Here is a 16,272-nt window from a genome sequence, read left to right as displayed (position 1 = left end):
TCATGTCATCGCTTGATAGCCTGAGAACCCTTAAAACCCTGCACATCGACGACAAAACCTACCACTACTTCAGCCTGCCCGAAGCCGCCAGGAGCCTGGGTGACCTGGACAAGCTGCCGATGTCGCTCAAGGTGCTGCTGGAAAACCTGCTGCGCTGGGAAGACAACAAGACCGTCACTGGCGCCGACCTCAAGGCCATCGCCGCCTGGCTCAAAGAGCGCCAGTCCGACCGTGAGATCCAGTACCGCCCCGCCCGCGTGCTGATGCAGGACTTTACCGGCGTACCCGCCGTGGTCGACCTGGCCGCCATGCGCGCCGCCGTGGCCAAGGCCGGTGGCGACCCGCAGCGCATCAACCCGCTGTCGCCGGTGGACTTGGTGATCGACCACTCGGTGATGGTCGACAAGTTCGGCAATGCCGATGCCTTCGAGCAGAACGTCGATATCGAAATGCAGCGCAACGGCGAACGCTACGCCTTCCTGCGCTGGGGCCAGAGCGCCTTTGACAACTTCAGCGTGGTGCCGCCGGGCACCGGCATCTGCCATCAGGTCAACCTGGAATATCTGGGCCGCACGGTGTGGACCAAGGACGAGGACGGCCGCACCTACGCCTTCCCCGACACCCTGGTCGGCACCGATTCCCACACCACCATGATCAACGGCCTTGGCGTACTTGGCTGGGGCGTGGGCGGCATCGAGGCGGAAGCGGCGATGCTCGGTCAGCCGGTGTCGATGCTGATCCCGGAAGTGATCGGCTTCAAGCTCACCGGCAAGCTCAAGGAAGGCATCACCGCCACCGACCTGGTGCTGACCGTGACCCAGATGCTGCGCAAAAAAGGCGTCGTCGGTAAGTTCGTTGAGTTCTACGGCGACGGCCTGGCCGATCTGCCTCTGGCTGACCGCGCCACCATCGCCAACATGGCCCCGGAATATGGCGCCACCTGCGGCTTTTTCCCGGTGGATGAGGTGACGCTGGACTACCTGCGCCTGTCCGGCCGCCCGACAGAAACCGTGAAATTGGTCGAGGCCTACACCAAGGCTCAGGGCCTGTGGCGTATTGCCGGTCAGGAACCGGTGTTCACTGACAGCCTCGCCCTGGACATGGGCAGCGTCGAAGCCAGCCTCGCCGGGCCGAAACGTCCGCAGGACCGCGTGGCGCTGCCGAATGTCGGCCAGGCCTTCAGTGACTTCCTCGACCTGCAATTCAAACCCACCAACAAGGAAGAAGGTCGCCTGGAAAGCGAAGGCGGCGGCGGTGTCGCCGTGGGCAATGCCGACCTGGTGGGCGAAGCGGACTACGAATACGAAGGCACGACCTATCGGCTGAAAAACGGCGCGGTGGTCATCGCAGCGATCACGTCGTGCACCAATACCTCCAACCCCAGTGTGATGATGGCCGCCGGGCTCGTGGCCAAGAAAGCCGTGGAAAAGGGCCTGACGCGCAAGCCGTGGGTCAAAAGCTCCCTCGCGCCCGGCTCCAAGGTGGTCACCGACTACTACAACGCGGCGGGCCTCACCCAATACCTGGACGCGCTCGGTTTTGATCTGGTGGGCTATGGCTGCACCACCTGCATTGGTAACTCCGGGCCATTGCCCGAGCCGATTGAAAAAGCCATCCAGAAAGCCGACCTCACCGTGGCCTCGGTGCTGTCCGGCAACCGTAACTTCGAAGGCCGCGTACACCCGCTGGTGAAAACCAACTGGCTGGCCTCGCCGCCACTGGTGGTCGCCTATGCGCTGGCCGGCACCGTGCGCATCGACATCAGCAGCGAGCCACTGGGGAACGATCAAGACGGCAAGCCGGTGTACCTCAAGGACATCTGGCCGAGCAGCCAGGAAATTGCCGACGCCGTCGCCCAGGTCAGCACCGGCATGTTCCACAAGGAATACGCCGAAGTGTTCGCCGGCGACGAGCAGTGGCAGGCCATTGAAGTGCCACAAGCTGCGACTTACGTGTGGCAGAAGGATTCCACCTATATCCAGCATCCGCCGTTTTTCGACGACATTGCCGGCCCGTTGCCGGTGATCGAGGACATCAAGGGCGCCAACGTGCTGGCCCTGCTGGGGGATTCGGTGACCACCGACCACATCTCCCCCGCCGGCAATATCAAGACCGACAGCCCCGCTGGCCGCTATTTGCGCGAGCAAGGCGTGGAACCGCGGGACTTCAACTCCTACGGCTCACGCCGGGGCAACCATGAAGTGATGATGCGCGGCACCTTTGCCAATATCCGAATCCGCAATGAAATGCTCGGTGGCGAAGAAGGCGGCAACACGCTGTACATCCCCACCGGCGAGAAAATGGCGATCTACGATGCGTCGATGAAATACCAGGCGTCGGGCACGCCGCTGGTGGTGGTTGCGGGCCAGGAATACGGCACCGGCTCCAGCCGCGACTGGGCGGCCAAGGGCACCAACCTGCTGGGGGTCAAGGCGGTAATCGCCGAGAGCTTCGAGCGGATCCACCGTTCCAACCTGGTGGGCATGGGCGTGCTGCCGTTGCAGTTCAAGCTCGATCAAAACCGCAAGACGCTCAAACTCAGTGGCAAGGAGAAGATCGACATCCTCGGGCTGAGCGAGGTGGAGATCGTGCCGCGCATGAACCTGACGCTGGTGATTGCCCGTGAAGATGGCAGCAGCGAGAAGGTCGAGGTACTGTGCCGGATCGATACGCTCAATGAGGTGGAGTACTTCAAGGCGGGCGGGATTCTGCACTACGTGTTGCGCCAACTGATCGCCAGCTGAAGATCACTGGAGATCAAATGTGGGAGGGGGCTTGCCCCCTCCCACATTTTTGACCGCGTTTAAACTTTCAGATCAGCCGAACAGCCACTTCCACAGCAGCACCAGCACGACCACCGCCAGCACCGGCCGCGCAATGCGGTAAGCCTTGGGATGCTTACGCTTCCACTGCTTGACCTGGCCGCTGAACTTGTCGCTGAAGGTCTTGCTCCAGGCATACGCCTGGTTGATCCCGCCAACGCGCTCGTCATCCAGGTTCTGTGGCGCGGTGCGCGGCCCAGTTGCTTGCTGACCCAACGGTTTACGCGGGTCATAAAACCGTTGCTCAACGGCCGCTCAATGTCGCAGAACAGAATTACGCGGGTCTGTTCGGTTTCGTTCTTCACCCAGTGCACGTAGGTTTCGTCGAACATCACGTCGTCGCCGTCGCGCCAGGCGTATTCCTGGCCGTCGACGAAGATGCGGCAGGCATCGGAGTTTGGCGTGGACAGCCCCAGGTGATAACGCAGGGAACCGGCAAACGGGTCGCGGTGCGGGTTGAGGTGACTGCCGCCCGGCAACAGCGCAAACATCGCGCCCTTGACGTTGGGAATGCTGCTCACCAGTGCCACGGTTTTCGGGCACAGCGCCTCGGCCGATGGCAGGGGTTTGTCGTACCACTTCAGGTAGAAACGCTTCCAGCCCTTCTTGAAGAACGAACCGAAACCGGCATCGTTGTTCTTTTCGGCGGCGCGGATGTAACCCTCGTCGAACAGGTGCATGGCCTCTTCGCGGATCACTTCCCAGTTGTCCTTGAGCACGTCCAGTTCCGGGAACTTGCTGCGGTCCAGGTAGGGTTTGGACGGCACCGCCGAAAACAGGTACATCAAGGCGTTATATGGGGCGAACAGCGCCGAATGGTTTACGAACTGGCGCAACATCGGTAAACGGGCCTTGCCGCGCAGGTGGACATACAGCGTGCTGCCGATAAACAGCAGCAGCACCGACAGTTTGGCGGCCAAAGAAAAGGTCATGCAGCAACTCCTGGAAATATGCGCCGGGCATCATAAACACTTGGGCCAGTATGCAGAAGGCCCAAGGTATCGGCGCTGACATACATCAAGCCTGGTTTTCCTGCTCGGTAAACAAATCGCTGAACAGCATGCTCGACAGGTAGCGCTCACCGGAGTCCGGCAGGATCACCACGATGGTCTTGCCCTGCATTTCCGGTTTCTCGGCCAGGCGCACGGCTACCGCCATGGCGGCGCCGCAGGAGATACCGCACAGAATCCCCTCTTCCTGCATCAGGCGCAGGGCCATGGCCTTGGATTCGTCGTCGGTCACCAGTTCCACGCGGTCGACCATGGACAAGTCGAGGTTTTTCGGTACAAAGCCGGCACCGATACCCTGGATTTTATGCGGGCTGGGCTTGATCTCATCGCCAGCCAGCGCCTGAGTGATCACCGGCGACACCATCGGCTCCACGGCCACCGACAGAATCGGCTTGCCCGCAGTGTTCTTGATGTAGCGCGACACACCGGTGATGGTGCCGCCGGTGCCCACGCCGGCTACCAGCACATCCACCGCGCCGTCGGTGTCGTTCCAGATTTCCGGACCGGTGGTTTTCTCGTGGATCTCCGGGTTCGCCGGGTTTTCGAATTGGCCCGGCATAAAGTAGGTGGCCGGGTCGCTGGCGACGATTTCGCCGGCCTTTTCGATAGCGCCCTTCATACCTTTGGCCGGCTCGGTCAGTACCAGCTCGGCACCGAGGGCCTTGAGCACCTTGCGGCGCTCGATGCTCATGGACGCCGGCATGGTCAGCAGCAGCTTGTAGCCACGGGCGGCGGCGACAAACGCCAGGCCGATGCCGGTGTTGCCCGACGTCGGCTCGACAATGGTCATGCCCGGCTTGAGTTTGCCGGTGCTTTCCGCGTCCCAGATCATGTTTGCGCCGATGCGACACTTGACCGAGTAACCCGGGTTACGCCCTTCGATCTTGGCCAGGATGGTCACGCCACGCGGGGCGATGCGGTTGATCTGCACCAGGGGCGTGTTACCGATGGAGTGCGCGTTGTCTGCAAAAATGCGGCTCATGACGGGTCCTTGTAGGCAATTTCAAGAAGGCAACAAGGGTATGCCTCGTAGTACAAAGCGTCCAGTCAGAGGAACGTTGCGCGGATCAGGACAGTCCATGTTTCATCTGCAAGGAGAACTGCCCGATGAAACGTCGCTACAGCTGGCCACTATGGACCGTCGCCGGAGTGCTGGTGATCCTGGTCGCCTTGAGCATCGCCCTGCCCTACCTGGTGCGCAACTACTTGAATGACAAGCTCGCCAACATGGGCGACTACCGAGGCCAGGTGACCGACGTGGACCTGGCGCTGTGGCGCGGCGCGTATCGGATCAACGGCCTTGAAATCATCAAGGTCGACGGCAAAGTGCCCGTACCGTTCGTCAACGCCCCGCTGATCGACCTGGCGGTGAGCTGGCATTCGCTGTGGTACGACCATGCAGTGGTCGCCAAGGTGCGGTTTATCAAGCCTGAGGTGAACTTCGTCGACGGCGGCGCCAACAAGCAGGCGTCCCAGACGGGTAAGGGCACCGACTGGCGCGAGCAGTTGAGCAAGCTGGCGCCTATCACCCTTGATGAAGTGCGCATCGAAGACGGCAAGATCGCCTTCCATAATTTCAGCTCCAAACCCGCGGTAAAAATCGATGCCACTGACGTCAACGCCAGCTTCTACAACCTGACCAACGTGGTCGACGTCAAAGGCAAGCGCGATGCCCGCTTCGACGGCAAGGCCCTGCTGCAAGGCCAGGCCCCGCTGGAAGCCAGCGCCACCTTTGACCCACTGAGCAATTTCGAAAACTTCGAATTCCGTTTCCGCGCCAAAGACCTGCAGCTCAAGCGCATGAATGACTTCGCCTCGGCCTACGGCAAGTTCGACTTCAAGGCCGGTACCGGCGACGTGGTGATCGAAGCCCAGGCCGAAAAAGGCCAACTGACCGGCTACATCAAGCCGTTGTTAAGGGATGTGGAGGTGTTTGACTGGCAGCAGGACGTGGAGAACAAGGACAAGAACATCTTCCGCTCCATCTGGGAGGCGGTGGTTGGCACCAGCGAGACCGTGCTGAAGAACCAGCAGAAAAACCAGTTCGCCACCCGCGTCGCGCTCAGTGGCAGCGTGCATCAACAGAATGTCAGCGCGTTCTCGGCGTTTTTGGGGATTTTGCGCAATGGTTTTATCCAGGCGTTCAATGCACGTTATGAGCAACCCAAGCCGTCGGCAGACTGATAGTCAATGTGACCGGCCATTCAGAGACTGAATAACCCGTCTGCGTTCACAGTCGCCGGGGCTGCGCGGTATAGTCGGGGCATTGATGAATGCGAGGAAACACCGATGAAGTTCGAAGGCACCCAGGCCTATGTGGCTACCGATGACCTGAAACTGGCCGTCAACGCCGCCATCACCCTGGAGCGGCCGTTGCTGGTCAAGGGCGAACCGGGCACCGGCAAGACCATGCTCGCCGAGCAACTGGCCGAATCCTTCGGTGCCAAGCTGATCACCTGGCACATCAAGTCCACCACCAAGGCCCACCAGGGCCTGTACGAGTACGATGCGGTCAGCCGCCTGCGCGACTCGCAGTTGGGCGTGGACAAGGTGCACGACGTGCGCAACTACCTGAAGAAGGGCAAGTTGTGGGAAGCGTTCGAATCCGAGGAGCGGGTGATCCTGCTGATCGATGAAATCGACAAGGCCGACATCGAGTTCCCCAACGACCTGCTGCAAGAACTCGACAAAATGGAGTTCTACGTCTACGAAATCGACGAGACCATCAAGGCCAGGAAGCGCCCGATCATCATCATTACCTCCAACAACGAAAAAGAACTGCCGGATGCGTTCCTGCGCCGCTGCTTCTTCCATTACATCGCCTTCCCCGACCGCACCACCCTGCAAAAGATCGTGGACGTGCACTACCCCGACATCAAGAAAGACCTGGTCAGCGAAGCGCTCGACGTGTTCTTTGATGTGCGCAAAGTGCCGGGCCTGAAGAAAAAACCGTCCACCTCCGAACTGGTCGACTGGCTCAAGCTGCTGATGGCCGACAATATCGGTGAAGCGGTGCTGCGCGAACGCGATCCGACCAAAGCCATCCCGCCGCTGGCCGGCGCCTTGGTCAAGAACGAGCAAGACGTGCAATTGCTGGAGCGTCTGGCGTTCATGAGCCGTCGCGGTAATCGCTGATGTTGCTCAACCTGTTCAACGAGATGCGCGCCGCCAAAGTGCCGGTGTCGGTGCGCGAGTTGCTCGACCTGATCAACGCGCTCAAGCAGCGCGTGACCTTCGCGGACATGGACGAGTTCTACTATCTGGCCCGGGCGATCCTGGTCAAGGACGAGCGGCATTTCGACAAATTCGACCGTGCCTTCGGCGCCTATTTCAATGGCCTGGAAAAGCTCGATGACCATCTGCAGGCGCTGATCCCCGAAGAGTGGCTGCGCAAGGAGTTCGAGCGTTCGCTGAGTGACGAAGAACGTGCGCAGATCCAATCCCTCGGCGGCCTCGACAAGCTGATCGAGGAATTCAAGAAACGCCTGGAAGAACAGAAAGAACGCCACGCCGGCGGCAATAAGTGGATCGGCACCGGCGGCACCAGCCCGTTCGGCTCCGGGGGCTACAACCCCGAAGGCATCCGCGTCGGCGACGCCGGCAAGCGCCAGGGCAAGGCGGTGAAAGTCTGGGACCAGCGCGAGTACAAAAACCTCGACGACCAGGTGGAACTGGGCACGCGCAACATCAAGATTGCCCTGCGCCGCCTGCGCAAATTCGCACGCCAGGGCGCCGCCGATGAATTGGACATCGACGGCACCATCGACCACACCGCCCGCGACGCCGGTTTGCTGAATATCCAGATGCGCCCGGAACGACGCAATACCATCAAGCTGTTGCTGCTGTTCGATATCGGCGGTTCGATGGACGCCCACGTGAAAATCTGCGAAGAGCTGTTCTCCGCCTGCAAGACCGAGTTCAAGCACCTGGAGTACTTCTACTTCCACAACTTCGTGTATGAATCGGTGTGGAAGAACAACCAGCGCCGCACCTCTGAGCGCACTTCCACCCAGGACCTGCTGCACAAGTATGGCGCCGACTACAAAGTGATCTTTATCGGCGATGCGTCGATGGCGCCGTATGAGATCACCCAGGCCGGCGGCAGCGTCGAGCATTGGAACGAAGAGCCGGGCTATGTGTGGATGCAGCGTTTCATGGCCAAGTACAAGAAGCTGATCTGGATTAACCCGTACCCGAAGGACACTTGGGACTTTACGGCGTCGACGGGGATTGTGCGGGAGTTGGTGGAGGATCAGATGTATCCGCTGACCCTGCGCGGGCTGGAAGAAGGCATGCGCTTCCTGTCGAAATAAACGCCGATCCCCATAATGCATTAGACCGGGTTGGGCGTTAAAGGCCTTTCAGGTCCCGCTCTTCAATCGGCCGGCTCTGGCGCAGGCGCTTGCCGCCCAACACCACCCAGTCGATCAGGCGGAACAGGCATTCCAGCCCAAACGACAGCAGCATCGCCCCGCCCAATCCCCAGCCCATGGCTTCAGGGGTCAGCAGGATCTGGTAGCTGTAGCCGTTCCAGGTTTCCTGGCGGATATCCGGGTCGGCGGCCACCGCCACTTGCAGGGCGCGGATGTACCACGGGCCTTGCATGGCCTGGAATTGCTTGTCCAGCGCCACCTGGCGATCAAGCATCGCGCCCAGGCTATTCGCGTCGCTCTGGAACACGGGGTCGTCACTGGCGCGGTAATGCGCCACCAACGCTTTCAAATCACCGTTGAAGAACTGCCGCGCAGTGGTTTCAAACCCGCTCAGCCCCGTCTGGGCTTCGATCAGGTGGGCTTCGACGCGCTTGGCATAGTCGTTGATAAAACCCGGCACTTGCACGCCGACCAACAGGCCAATGGCAAACAGCACCAACCGCAGATAGCTGAGCAACATGGTCGATATCCTTACTCAGTAATGCCCTGGCTGACGCATTCACCGCGTCGCCACAGGCTCCATTGGCCCGGTTCGTAACGGGTCCAGTTTTCGTTGTCGGTCAACGGTTCGGTGGCGATCACCGTCACTACATCATTGGGTGTGGTTTCGGCCTGGAAATCGACGATCACGTCGACATCCTTCAACCGCGCCGGGCCAAACGGGGCACGCCGGGTGATCTGCGCCAACTTGGTCGAGCAGTAGCAGAACAGCCAGTCGCCATCGCTGAGCAGGCAGTTGAACACGCCTTTGCTGCGGTATTCGGCACAGGCGGCGATCAGGTCGGGCAGCATCTGCTCGATGTCCACCGGCTCGGGAAAGGCTTCGCGCACGCGGTTGAGCAAATCGCAGAAGGCTGCCTCGCTGTCGGTATCGCCGACCGGGCGGTAGAAAGTGGCGCGGGGGGTGAAGTCCGCCAATTGGCCGTTATGGGCGAAACACCAGTTGCGACCCCACAGTTCACGCACGAACGGGTGGGTGTTGGCCAGGCTGACTTTGCCCACGTTGGCCTGGCGGATATGGCCGATCACCACTTCACTCTTGATGGGATACCGCTGCACCAGCAGCGCGACTTCCGATTCACTGCTCGCGGCCGGGTCCTGGAACAGGCGCAGGCCACGGCCTTCGTAGAATGCGATACCCCAACCGTCGCGGTGGGGGCCGGTACGCCCACCGCGCTGCATCAGCCCGGTAAAGCTGAACACGATATCCGTGGGGACGTTGGCACTCATGCCCAATAATTCACACATGCCAGGGCTCTCGCTGCAACGTTAAAGGCGCGGTTCGACCCGCATGCCACTGACAGGCGCCGGACGGCGGAATGGTTCGTCGTCTTCTTCCACCGGCTCAGCAGCCAGGGCCGCATCGGTGGCGGCCTTGCGCTCACGACGTGCATTGGCGGCGCGCTCGATGGGCCAGCGGATCAACACAATCACCAGGTAAACGCCAAAGGCGATCATGGTGTACATGAACAAGTCGGAAATGGCCCGCCAGGCGTTGTTGCCGACCTTGAGCACCAGGTCCAGGGCGATAATGGCGACAGCCGGCGCGAACTGAGTCTTGACCGGGTCGACGATGGTCGGGCTGAACAGCAACACCGCCATCAGCAATTGCAGCGGCTCGCGCAGCCAGCGCCAGATCCAGCGCGTCATGCGCCACCACACCAACAGGCAGCCCAAAGTGGCGAAGGCGTAAAGGCCCCAAGCGGTCAGATAGTCGTTCTCGGTCATGGTGTCCATGGCAAGGCTGGCAAAGAGGCGGCTATGATAACGGCTTTTGCGTGTCGCGGCTGCAAAGCCTGCCACCGTCCGCCAGATAGAGAATAATCCATGCCTGTATCGACCACCCCGATTGCCCGCAAGGCCCCAGGCCAGGATCCCTACGCCTGGCTGCAAGAACGCGACAGCACTGAAGTGCTCGATTACCTCAAGGCCGAAAACGCCTGGCAGGAAGCCCAGCTCGCCGATCAGGCAGGCTTGCGCGAAAGCCTGTTTGAAGAGATCAAGGGCCGCATCCTCGAAACAGACCTGTCCCTGCCCTCCCCGTGGGGCCCGTACCTGTATTACACCCGCACCACCGCCGGTGACGAGTACGCCCGTCACTACCGCTGCCGCCGTCCGGCCGATGACGGCAACCAGGTCGACGACAGCAGCGAAGAGCTGTTGCTGGACCCGAACGAACTGGCCAATGGCGGCTTTTTCTCCCTCGGCGCGTTCAGCATCAGCCCCGACCACCAGCGCCTGGCCTACAGCCTGGACACCAGTGGCGATGAGATCTACACCCTGTTCGTGAAGGAATTGGCGACGGGCAAGGTCAGCGAACTGGAGTTCCAGGACTGCGACGGCAGCATGACCTGGGCCAACGACAGCCTGACCCTGTTCTTCGGCGAACTGGACGACACCCACCGCCCGCACAAATTGTATCGCTATCGCCTGGACGGCACGGCAGCGCAGGAAGTGTTCCACGAGCCCGACGGGCGTTTCTTCCTGCATTGCTACCGTTCCAGCTCCGAGCGCCAGTTGCTGCTGGCCCTGGGCAGCAAGACCACCAGCGAAATCTGGGCCCTGGACGCCAACCAGCCGCAGTTGGATTTCACGTGCCTGGCGCCACGGGTCGAAGACCACGAATACGATGTCGACCACGGCAAGCTCGATGGCGAGTGGACCTGGTTTATCCGCAGCAACCGTGATGGCATCAACTATGCGCTGTTCGTCGTCGCAGACACCGGCACCGTGCCGACCGAGGATCAGTGGCAGAACCTGATCCCCCACAGCGATGAAGTCATGCTCGATGGCGTGAGCCTGAATGCCAGCGCCATGACCTTGAGCCTGCGCATCGGCGGCCTGCCGGTGATCGAAGTGCATCCCCAGGATTTACCGACCTATCGCGTGGAATTGCCCGACGCCGCCTATAGCCTCTACGTACAGAACAGCCTGGAATTCCCCAGCGACAAGATCCGCCTGCGCTACGAAGCCCTCAACCGTCCGGCCCAGGTGCGTCAGCTGGAGTTGGCCAATGGCGCGCAACAGGTGCTCAAGGAAACCCCGGTGCTCGGCGTGTTCAATGCCGACGATTACGTGAGCCAGCGCTTGTGGGCCACCTCCGCCGATGGCACTCAGGTGCCGATCAGCCTGGTGGTCAAGCGCGACCAGCTCGGCAAAGCCACGCCGCTTTACCTGTATGGCTACGGCGCCTACGGTCAAAGCCTCGACCCGTGGTTCTCCCATGCGCGCCTCAGTCTGCTCGACCGTGGCGTCGCGTTTGCGATTGCCCACGTGCGTGGCGGCGGCGAGCTGGGTGAAGCCTGGTACCGCAACGGCAAACAGGAACACAAGCAGAACACTTTCAGCGACTTTATCGCCTGCGCCGAGCACCTGATCGCCCAAGGCTTGACCACCTCCAAGCAACTGGCCATCAGCGGCGGCAGTGCCGGCGGCCTGTTGATCGGCGCGGTGCTCAACCAGCGTCCGGCGTTGTTCCAGGCGGCGATTGCCGAAGTGCCGTTCGTCGACGTGCTCAACACCATGCTCGACCCGGAGCTGCCATTGACCATCACCGAGTACGACGAGTGGGGCAACCCCGAAGAGCCCGAGGTGTATGCGCGCATCAAGGCCTACGCGCCGTACGAAAATGTCCAGGCCCAGGCCTACCCGCATCTGCTGGTGATCGCCGGCTACAACGACAGCCGCGTGCAGTACTGGGAAGCGGCCAAGTGGGTGGCCAGGCTGCGTGACACAAAAACCGACGACAACCTGCTGTTGCTCAAGACCGAACTGGGCGCCGGCCATGGTGGGATGAGCGGTCGTTACCAGGGATTACGTGACGTAGCGCTCGAATATGCATTTGTGTTCAAGGCGCTGGGGTTAATTTAGGAACTTAGTGCGGCGGTTCTGTCTGAACACAGGACCGCTTACCGATTGATGGACCAGTCATGCCACAACCGACCTTACTGAACGATGAAATCCGCGACATGCTCATGGACTGCGGGCTGTTCGACCCTCTGTTGCCGGAGGATTTTCACGTCGCCGCCGGCTACTTCAATATCAGCAGCATTGCCCAGGACGAAGCGATCTTCCTCGAAGGCGATGCCGGCACCTTTATGTGCATCATCCACAGCGGCCAGGTGGCGGTGCAGAAAACCAATCACGACGGCCAGCGCCTGACCATCGCCACCCTGCGCAGTGGTCGAGCCTTTGGTGAGATGGCGGTACTCGACGGCGAGCGGCGCTCCGCCAGTTGCGTGGCGGCCAGCGACTGCGTGCTGTTGAACCTGGGCAAGGACTCCCTGGAAAAAATGCTCAACGAAACGCCACGGGTGGCCGCCAAGATCATCCGGGCGATTGCGATTGCCTTGTCCAAACGCCTGCGCATGGCGGATGGGCAGTTACTGTCCCAACCGTTTTAACCGCCGGGGGTTTTCGGTTTGCTGTCGTTCTGCTGCAGGCCGGGCACCGTCTGGTCCTTCGGTGGCGTCGGCAGCACGATGGGCGCCAAGGGCGGCGAACCGTTGGTCTTGGGCAGCGCTGGCGGGCTGACCTGGGGATACAGCGTCGGCGTCGGCGTGCCCGGCGCACCTGGGGTTGGCGCGGGCGCGACCGGTACGGTTTGCAACTCCTGAGCCTGCGCCGCACCCAATGCGAGCGCGCTCAACACAATGACCGTTAGAATGCTGCACTTCATCGATGGCTCCATGGCCTGACCGGAATGTCGTAAGGCTACTCCCAACCGCGCAAGAATGCCCTTCCCAATGAGATTTCCATGAAACGTTTCGTTCTGCTGGACACCACCCCGATCCCCGACAACGGCGGTGCCTTGTGCCTGTTCGAATATGGCGAGGATTTTGTCATCAAGATCCAGGGCGGTGACGGCGGCCAGTTGATGAACACGCGCATGCACGGCTCCGAAGATGCCCTGGCAGAGATCCCCTGCCGCAAGGTTGCCGGTCGTCCGGGTTCTCGGGTGCTGATCGGTGGTCTGGGCATGGGCTTTACCCTGGCCTCGGCGCTCAAGCATCTGGGCAAAACCGCCGAAGTGGTGGTGGCCGAACTGGTGCCGGGCGTCGTGGAATGGAACCGTGGGCCGCTGGGGGAAAAGTCCGGCCGTCCGCTGCTGGACCCGCGCACCGTGATCCGCATGGAAGACGTCGCCAAGGTGCTGCAAGCCGAGCCCCAGGGCTTTGACGCGATCATGCTCGACGTCGACAACGGCCCCGAAGGCCTGACGCAAAAAGCCAACAGTTGGCTCTACTCCGCCGGTGGTCTCGCAGCCTGCGCCAAGGCCCTGCGGCCCAAGGGCGTGCTGGCGGTGTGGTCGGCAAGCGCAGACAAGCTGTTCAGCGACAAACTGCGCAAGGCCGGTTTCAAGGCCGAGGAAGTGCAGGTGTTTGCCCATGGCAACAAGGGCACGCGTCACACCATCTGGATTGCGGAAAAGCTCAAGGGCTGAGCACGCGTCCCCAGACACAACAGATCCAATGTGGGAGGGAGCGTGCCCCCTCCCACATTTTTGATCCCTGTCAGTCGTGGGACTTGCGGTAGTCGATGACGTAAGGCACTTTTTTGTCGAAGGTCTTTTCCAGCTCATCGCGGTCCAACTGGGTCATACCGCCCAGTTGCCGAGCGGTGAAACCGCTGTCGCCCACCCGCGAGCCCGGCGCCAGGCTGACCATGCGCTTGGCGACGGCTTCGATGGCGTCCTTGTAGCCGCCTTTCTTGTTCAGGTTGAAGGCACTCAGGTCGACCTTGGTGCGCAGCCAGTTACCCCAATAAAACTCGAGGAATTCCGGTGCGACCTCCCCCGCGTCCGGCTTGCCGTACGCAGCCTTGCGGGTGAAATACACCAGGCTGCGAAAGGTATCGTCCTGCAGATTCTTGAACCCCAGGTGGGCCGGCAGTTGCTCAGGCGGCAGCGTCTGGCCCTGATTGTCCTTGAGCCAGACCTTGCGGGCCGCTTCCATACGCAGCCAGAAGGTCGCAAGGTCTGGGCTGGTGCTGAAATCGTCGGTCACCCTCACCCACATTTTCAACTGAGGGCCCGCGCCCGGCGTTTCCCACAGAGTGGTGAAGCTATGATGACCATCGGTCAGGTACAACTGGCCGCCGGGGCCGACCACCACGGTTTTCATATCGGCGGGGTGGGTGCCTACCGGGTCTTTGCAGGTGAAGCTGGCGGGCTGGAGCAGCTTGGCGTTCTTGGGCACCTTGTCGGCCTCGCCCTGACCGTTGGTCTCGCAGTATTCATCGAAGGCTTTGGCAGGTTTGTCGGCAAACAACCCGAGGCTGTAATAGATCTGGTCGAAGCCCACTACGGCCTGGGTCGGGTGCAACTGTTCGAGGGCGACCTCGATCACCTGGCCCGGCTGAGGTGTGGAGAACGCCTGGGCCTGAGCCGCCAGCCCGCAGAAAAGCAGGGCTAATGTCCATCTTGGTAAATGCATAGGGTTTCAGATCCTTATGAAATTGAGTGAAGCGATACTACAAACGCCCGCCGACGGCTAGAATCAACGCTATCCGTGACCCACCAAATAGCCAGGAGCCATGATGAGCTCGACCAACCCGCCCTCCCACACCGCCAAGCTGGACCGCATCCTTGCCGATGCCCAGCGCGACCGGGAAATGGGCTACCGCGACAAAGCCCTCAAAATGTACCCCCACGTGTGCGGCCGCTGCGCCCGTGAATTCGCCGGCAAGCGCCTGAGCGAACTCACCGTACACCACCGTAACCACAATCATGATGACAACCCCCAGGACGGCTCCAACTGGGAGCTGCTGTGCCTGTATTGCCACGACAACGAACACTCGCGCTACACCGACCAGCAGTACTTCGGCGAAGGCTCCACCAGCAGCCCGACGATTGCCAAGGCGACGCACAACCCGTTTGCGGCGTTGGCGGGGTTGATGAAGAAAGACAGCTGAAAGCTGCAAGTTGGGAGCTGCAAGAAAAAGCCGCCCTGCTTTTAACTTGCAGCTTGTGGCTTGCCGCTATAATGCTGCCTTTTTAAAGGCACTCCCGTGGGCAATAAACGCTACAGCTGCATCGGCCTGTATAACCCCAAATCCCCCGAAAACGTCGGTTCGGTCATGCGTGCCGCCGGCTGCTACGGCGTGGCCTCGGTGTTCTACACCGGCGTGCGTTACGAGCGCGCCCGGGATTTCATCACCGACACCAAGAAGGTCCATCACGACATTCCGCTGATCGGCATCGATGACCTGAAAAAAATCCTGCCCCTGGGCTGTATTCCCGTCGCCGTGGAACTGGTGGAAGGCGCCCGCCCGCTGCCCGAGTACACCCACCCCGACCGGGCGCTGTATATCTTCGGCCCGGAAGACGGCTCGCTGGATAAAGATATTCGTGACTGGTGCGAAGACGTGGTCTACATCCCGACCACCGGCTGCATGAACCTGGCCGCGACGGTCAACGTGGTGCTTTATGACCGCCTGGCCAAGGGCAACAACACCCGTTCGGGCCCCAAGTACTGATTTTTTGGGAACATCCGACGCCCGCCAGCAGTCAGCTACTTACACTTGCCCTTGTTGGAGACAGATCATGAGCGACAGCAAAAACGTGCGACCTATCATCGAACACACGCCGTTCCAAACTCAGCCCACACAAAACGTGCACGGCTGGGAACGTATCGGCTCGGTAGCCGGTGGCGTGATGATGGTGGGCAAAGGCCTGCGCCGTGGCGGGATTTTCGGTTTGATCCAGGTGGCGATTGGCGGTGTGGCACTGGCCCGTGGTTTTACCGGGCACAGCTCGCTCAAGGACAAGCTGGAACAGGGTCGTCAGGAGATGAACAGCGTGCGCACGAAGATCGAACGTGCCGGGGCGGAGCTGAAGAACCTGAAGACCAAAGCTGAAGTGGCGGCTGAGAAGGCCGTTAAAACCACTGGTTAGATTCAAATGTGGGAGGCCCCACTACCTCTTCGACGTAGCCGCTGTCGCGCAGCAAACTGGGCGCACCTACGAAATCTGCGGCTCAATAAGTCGGCTTCACACGGTTTGAGTGT

Annotated in this window: 16 protein-coding genes and 1 pseudogene; 10 read left to right on the top strand and 7 right to left on the bottom strand. The window is 60.9% G+C overall.

The features are described from left to right. The first annotated feature begins 2 nt into the window (after nt 1-2). A complete protein-coding gene (gene acnA / locus IQK56_RS20365) occupies nt 3-2,744 on the top strand; it encodes an aconitate hydratase AcnA (RefSeq protein ID WP_193862010.1) in 2,742 nt (913 codons plus the stop codon). Between the two features lie 72 nt (nt 2,745-2,816). Here the strand turns inward: acnA and IQK56_RS20360 are convergent. Then, nucleotides 2,817-3,754: pseudogene (locus IQK56_RS20360) on the bottom strand (aspartyl/asparaginyl beta-hydroxylase domain-containing protein). Nucleotides 3,755-3,839: 85 nt separating this feature from the next. After that, nucleotides 3,840-4,814: a cysteine synthase A gene (gene cysK, locus IQK56_RS20355; protein WP_193862009.1), complete on the bottom strand. Its 975-nt coding sequence runs from the start codon at nt 4,812-4,814 to the stop codon at nt 3,840-3,842. A gap of 125 nt (nt 4,815-4,939) precedes the next feature. Between cysK and IQK56_RS20350 the strand changes: the two genes are divergently transcribed. The 3 genes from IQK56_RS20350 (at nt 4,940) to IQK56_RS20340 (ending at nt 8,145) form a co-directional block, all read left to right on the top strand. After that, nucleotides 4,940-6,016: a DUF748 domain-containing protein gene (locus IQK56_RS20350; protein WP_122305042.1), complete on the top strand. Its 1,077-nt coding sequence runs from the start codon at nt 4,940-4,942 to the stop codon at nt 6,014-6,016. 105 nt (nt 6,017-6,121) lie between these two features. Continuing rightward, entirely contained in the window at nt 6,122-6,967 is an 846-nt protein-coding gene (locus IQK56_RS20345) for an AAA family ATPase (RefSeq protein ID WP_025858471.1), read from the top strand. Then, nucleotides 6,967-8,145, top strand: a complete 1,179-nt coding sequence (locus IQK56_RS20340) for a vWA domain-containing protein (RefSeq protein ID WP_099587449.1) — start codon at nt 6,967-6,969, stop codon at nt 8,143-8,145. Before IQK56_RS20345 ends, IQK56_RS20340 begins: the two co-directional genes overlap by 1 nt. A gap of 37 nt (nt 8,146-8,182) precedes the next feature. Here the strand turns inward: IQK56_RS20340 and IQK56_RS20335 are convergent, their stop codons facing one another. From IQK56_RS20335 to IQK56_RS20325, 3 genes are read right to left on the bottom strand one after another with little or no spacing between them, the layout of a single operon-like run. Next, complete coding sequence (locus tag IQK56_RS20335; RefSeq protein ID WP_032888750.1) at nt 8,183-8,725, bottom strand: DUF2937 family protein; 543 nt, start codon at nt 8,723-8,725, stop codon at nt 8,183-8,185. 11 nt (nt 8,726-8,736) lie between these two features. Further along, on the bottom strand, nt 8,737-9,513 hold the full coding sequence (locus IQK56_RS20330; protein ID WP_122305041.1) for a class II glutamine amidotransferase: 777 nt from the start codon (nt 9,511-9,513) through the stop codon (nt 8,737-8,739). A 21-nt stretch (nt 9,514-9,534) separates the two neighbouring features. Then, nucleotides 9,535-10,068: an MFS transporter gene (locus IQK56_RS20325; RefSeq protein ID WP_193862008.1), complete on the bottom strand. Its 534-nt coding sequence runs from the start codon at nt 10,066-10,068 to the stop codon at nt 9,535-9,537. Between the two features lie 24 nt (nt 10,069-10,092). Here IQK56_RS20325 and IQK56_RS20320 point away from each other — a divergent pair, with 24 nt between their 5' ends. After that, on the top strand, nt 10,093-12,135 hold the full coding sequence (locus IQK56_RS20320; RefSeq protein WP_193862007.1) for a S9 family peptidase: 2,043 nt from the start codon (nt 10,093-10,095) through the stop codon (nt 12,133-12,135). Between the two features lie 59 nt (nt 12,136-12,194). Then, the gene (locus tag IQK56_RS20315) at nt 12,195-12,668 is read left to right on the top strand and encodes a cyclic nucleotide-binding domain-containing protein (RefSeq protein ID WP_099587452.1); all 474 of its coding nucleotides are present in this window, start codon (nt 12,195-12,197) and stop codon (nt 12,666-12,668) included. On the opposite strand, the gene IQK56_RS20310 is transcribed toward IQK56_RS20315, so the two are convergent. After that, nucleotides 12,665-12,943: a hypothetical protein gene (locus IQK56_RS20310; RefSeq protein ID WP_032888738.1), complete on the bottom strand. Its 279-nt coding sequence runs from the start codon at nt 12,941-12,943 to the stop codon at nt 12,665-12,667. The genes IQK56_RS20315 and IQK56_RS20310 overlap by 4 nt on opposite strands. A 78-nt stretch (nt 12,944-13,021) precedes the next feature. Here IQK56_RS20310 and IQK56_RS20305 point away from each other — a divergent pair, with 78 nt between their 5' ends. Continuing rightward, entirely contained in the window at nt 13,022-13,708 is a 687-nt protein-coding gene (locus IQK56_RS20305; RefSeq protein WP_058411058.1) for a spermidine synthase, read from the top strand. 70 nt (nt 13,709-13,778) lie between these two features. Here IQK56_RS20305 and IQK56_RS20300 read toward each other — a convergent pair whose 3' ends face one another. After that, a complete protein-coding gene (locus tag IQK56_RS20300) occupies nt 13,779-14,699 on the bottom strand; it encodes a ParB/Srx family N-terminal domain-containing protein (RefSeq protein ID WP_193862006.1) in 921 nt (306 codons plus the stop codon). 103 nt (nt 14,700-14,802) lie between these two features. Between IQK56_RS20300 and IQK56_RS20295 the strand changes: the two genes are divergently transcribed. The 3 genes from IQK56_RS20295 (at nt 14,803) to IQK56_RS20285 (ending at nt 16,159) form a co-directional block, all read left to right on the top strand. Further along, a complete protein-coding gene (locus IQK56_RS20295; protein ID WP_003172528.1) occupies nt 14,803-15,177 on the top strand; it encodes a YajD family HNH nuclease in 375 nt (124 codons plus the stop codon). A gap of 96 nt (nt 15,178-15,273) precedes the next feature. After that, the gene (locus IQK56_RS20290) at nt 15,274-15,741 is read left to right on the top strand and encodes an RNA methyltransferase (RefSeq protein WP_053136646.1); all 468 of its coding nucleotides are present in this window, start codon (nt 15,274-15,276) and stop codon (nt 15,739-15,741) included. A 67-nt stretch (nt 15,742-15,808) separates the two neighbouring features. After that, the gene (locus IQK56_RS20285; protein ID WP_122305037.1) at nt 15,809-16,159 is read left to right on the top strand and encodes a YgaP family membrane protein; all 351 of its coding nucleotides are present in this window, start codon (nt 15,809-15,811) and stop codon (nt 16,157-16,159) included. Nucleotides 16,160-16,272: the final 113 nt, after the last annotated feature.

This window comes from Pseudomonas cyclaminis (assembly GCF_015163715.1).
Classification (GTDB): domain Bacteria; phylum Pseudomonadota; class Gammaproteobacteria; order Pseudomonadales; family Pseudomonadaceae; genus Aquipseudomonas; species Aquipseudomonas cyclaminis.
This window is presented reverse-complemented; position numbering and strand designations above follow the sequence as displayed.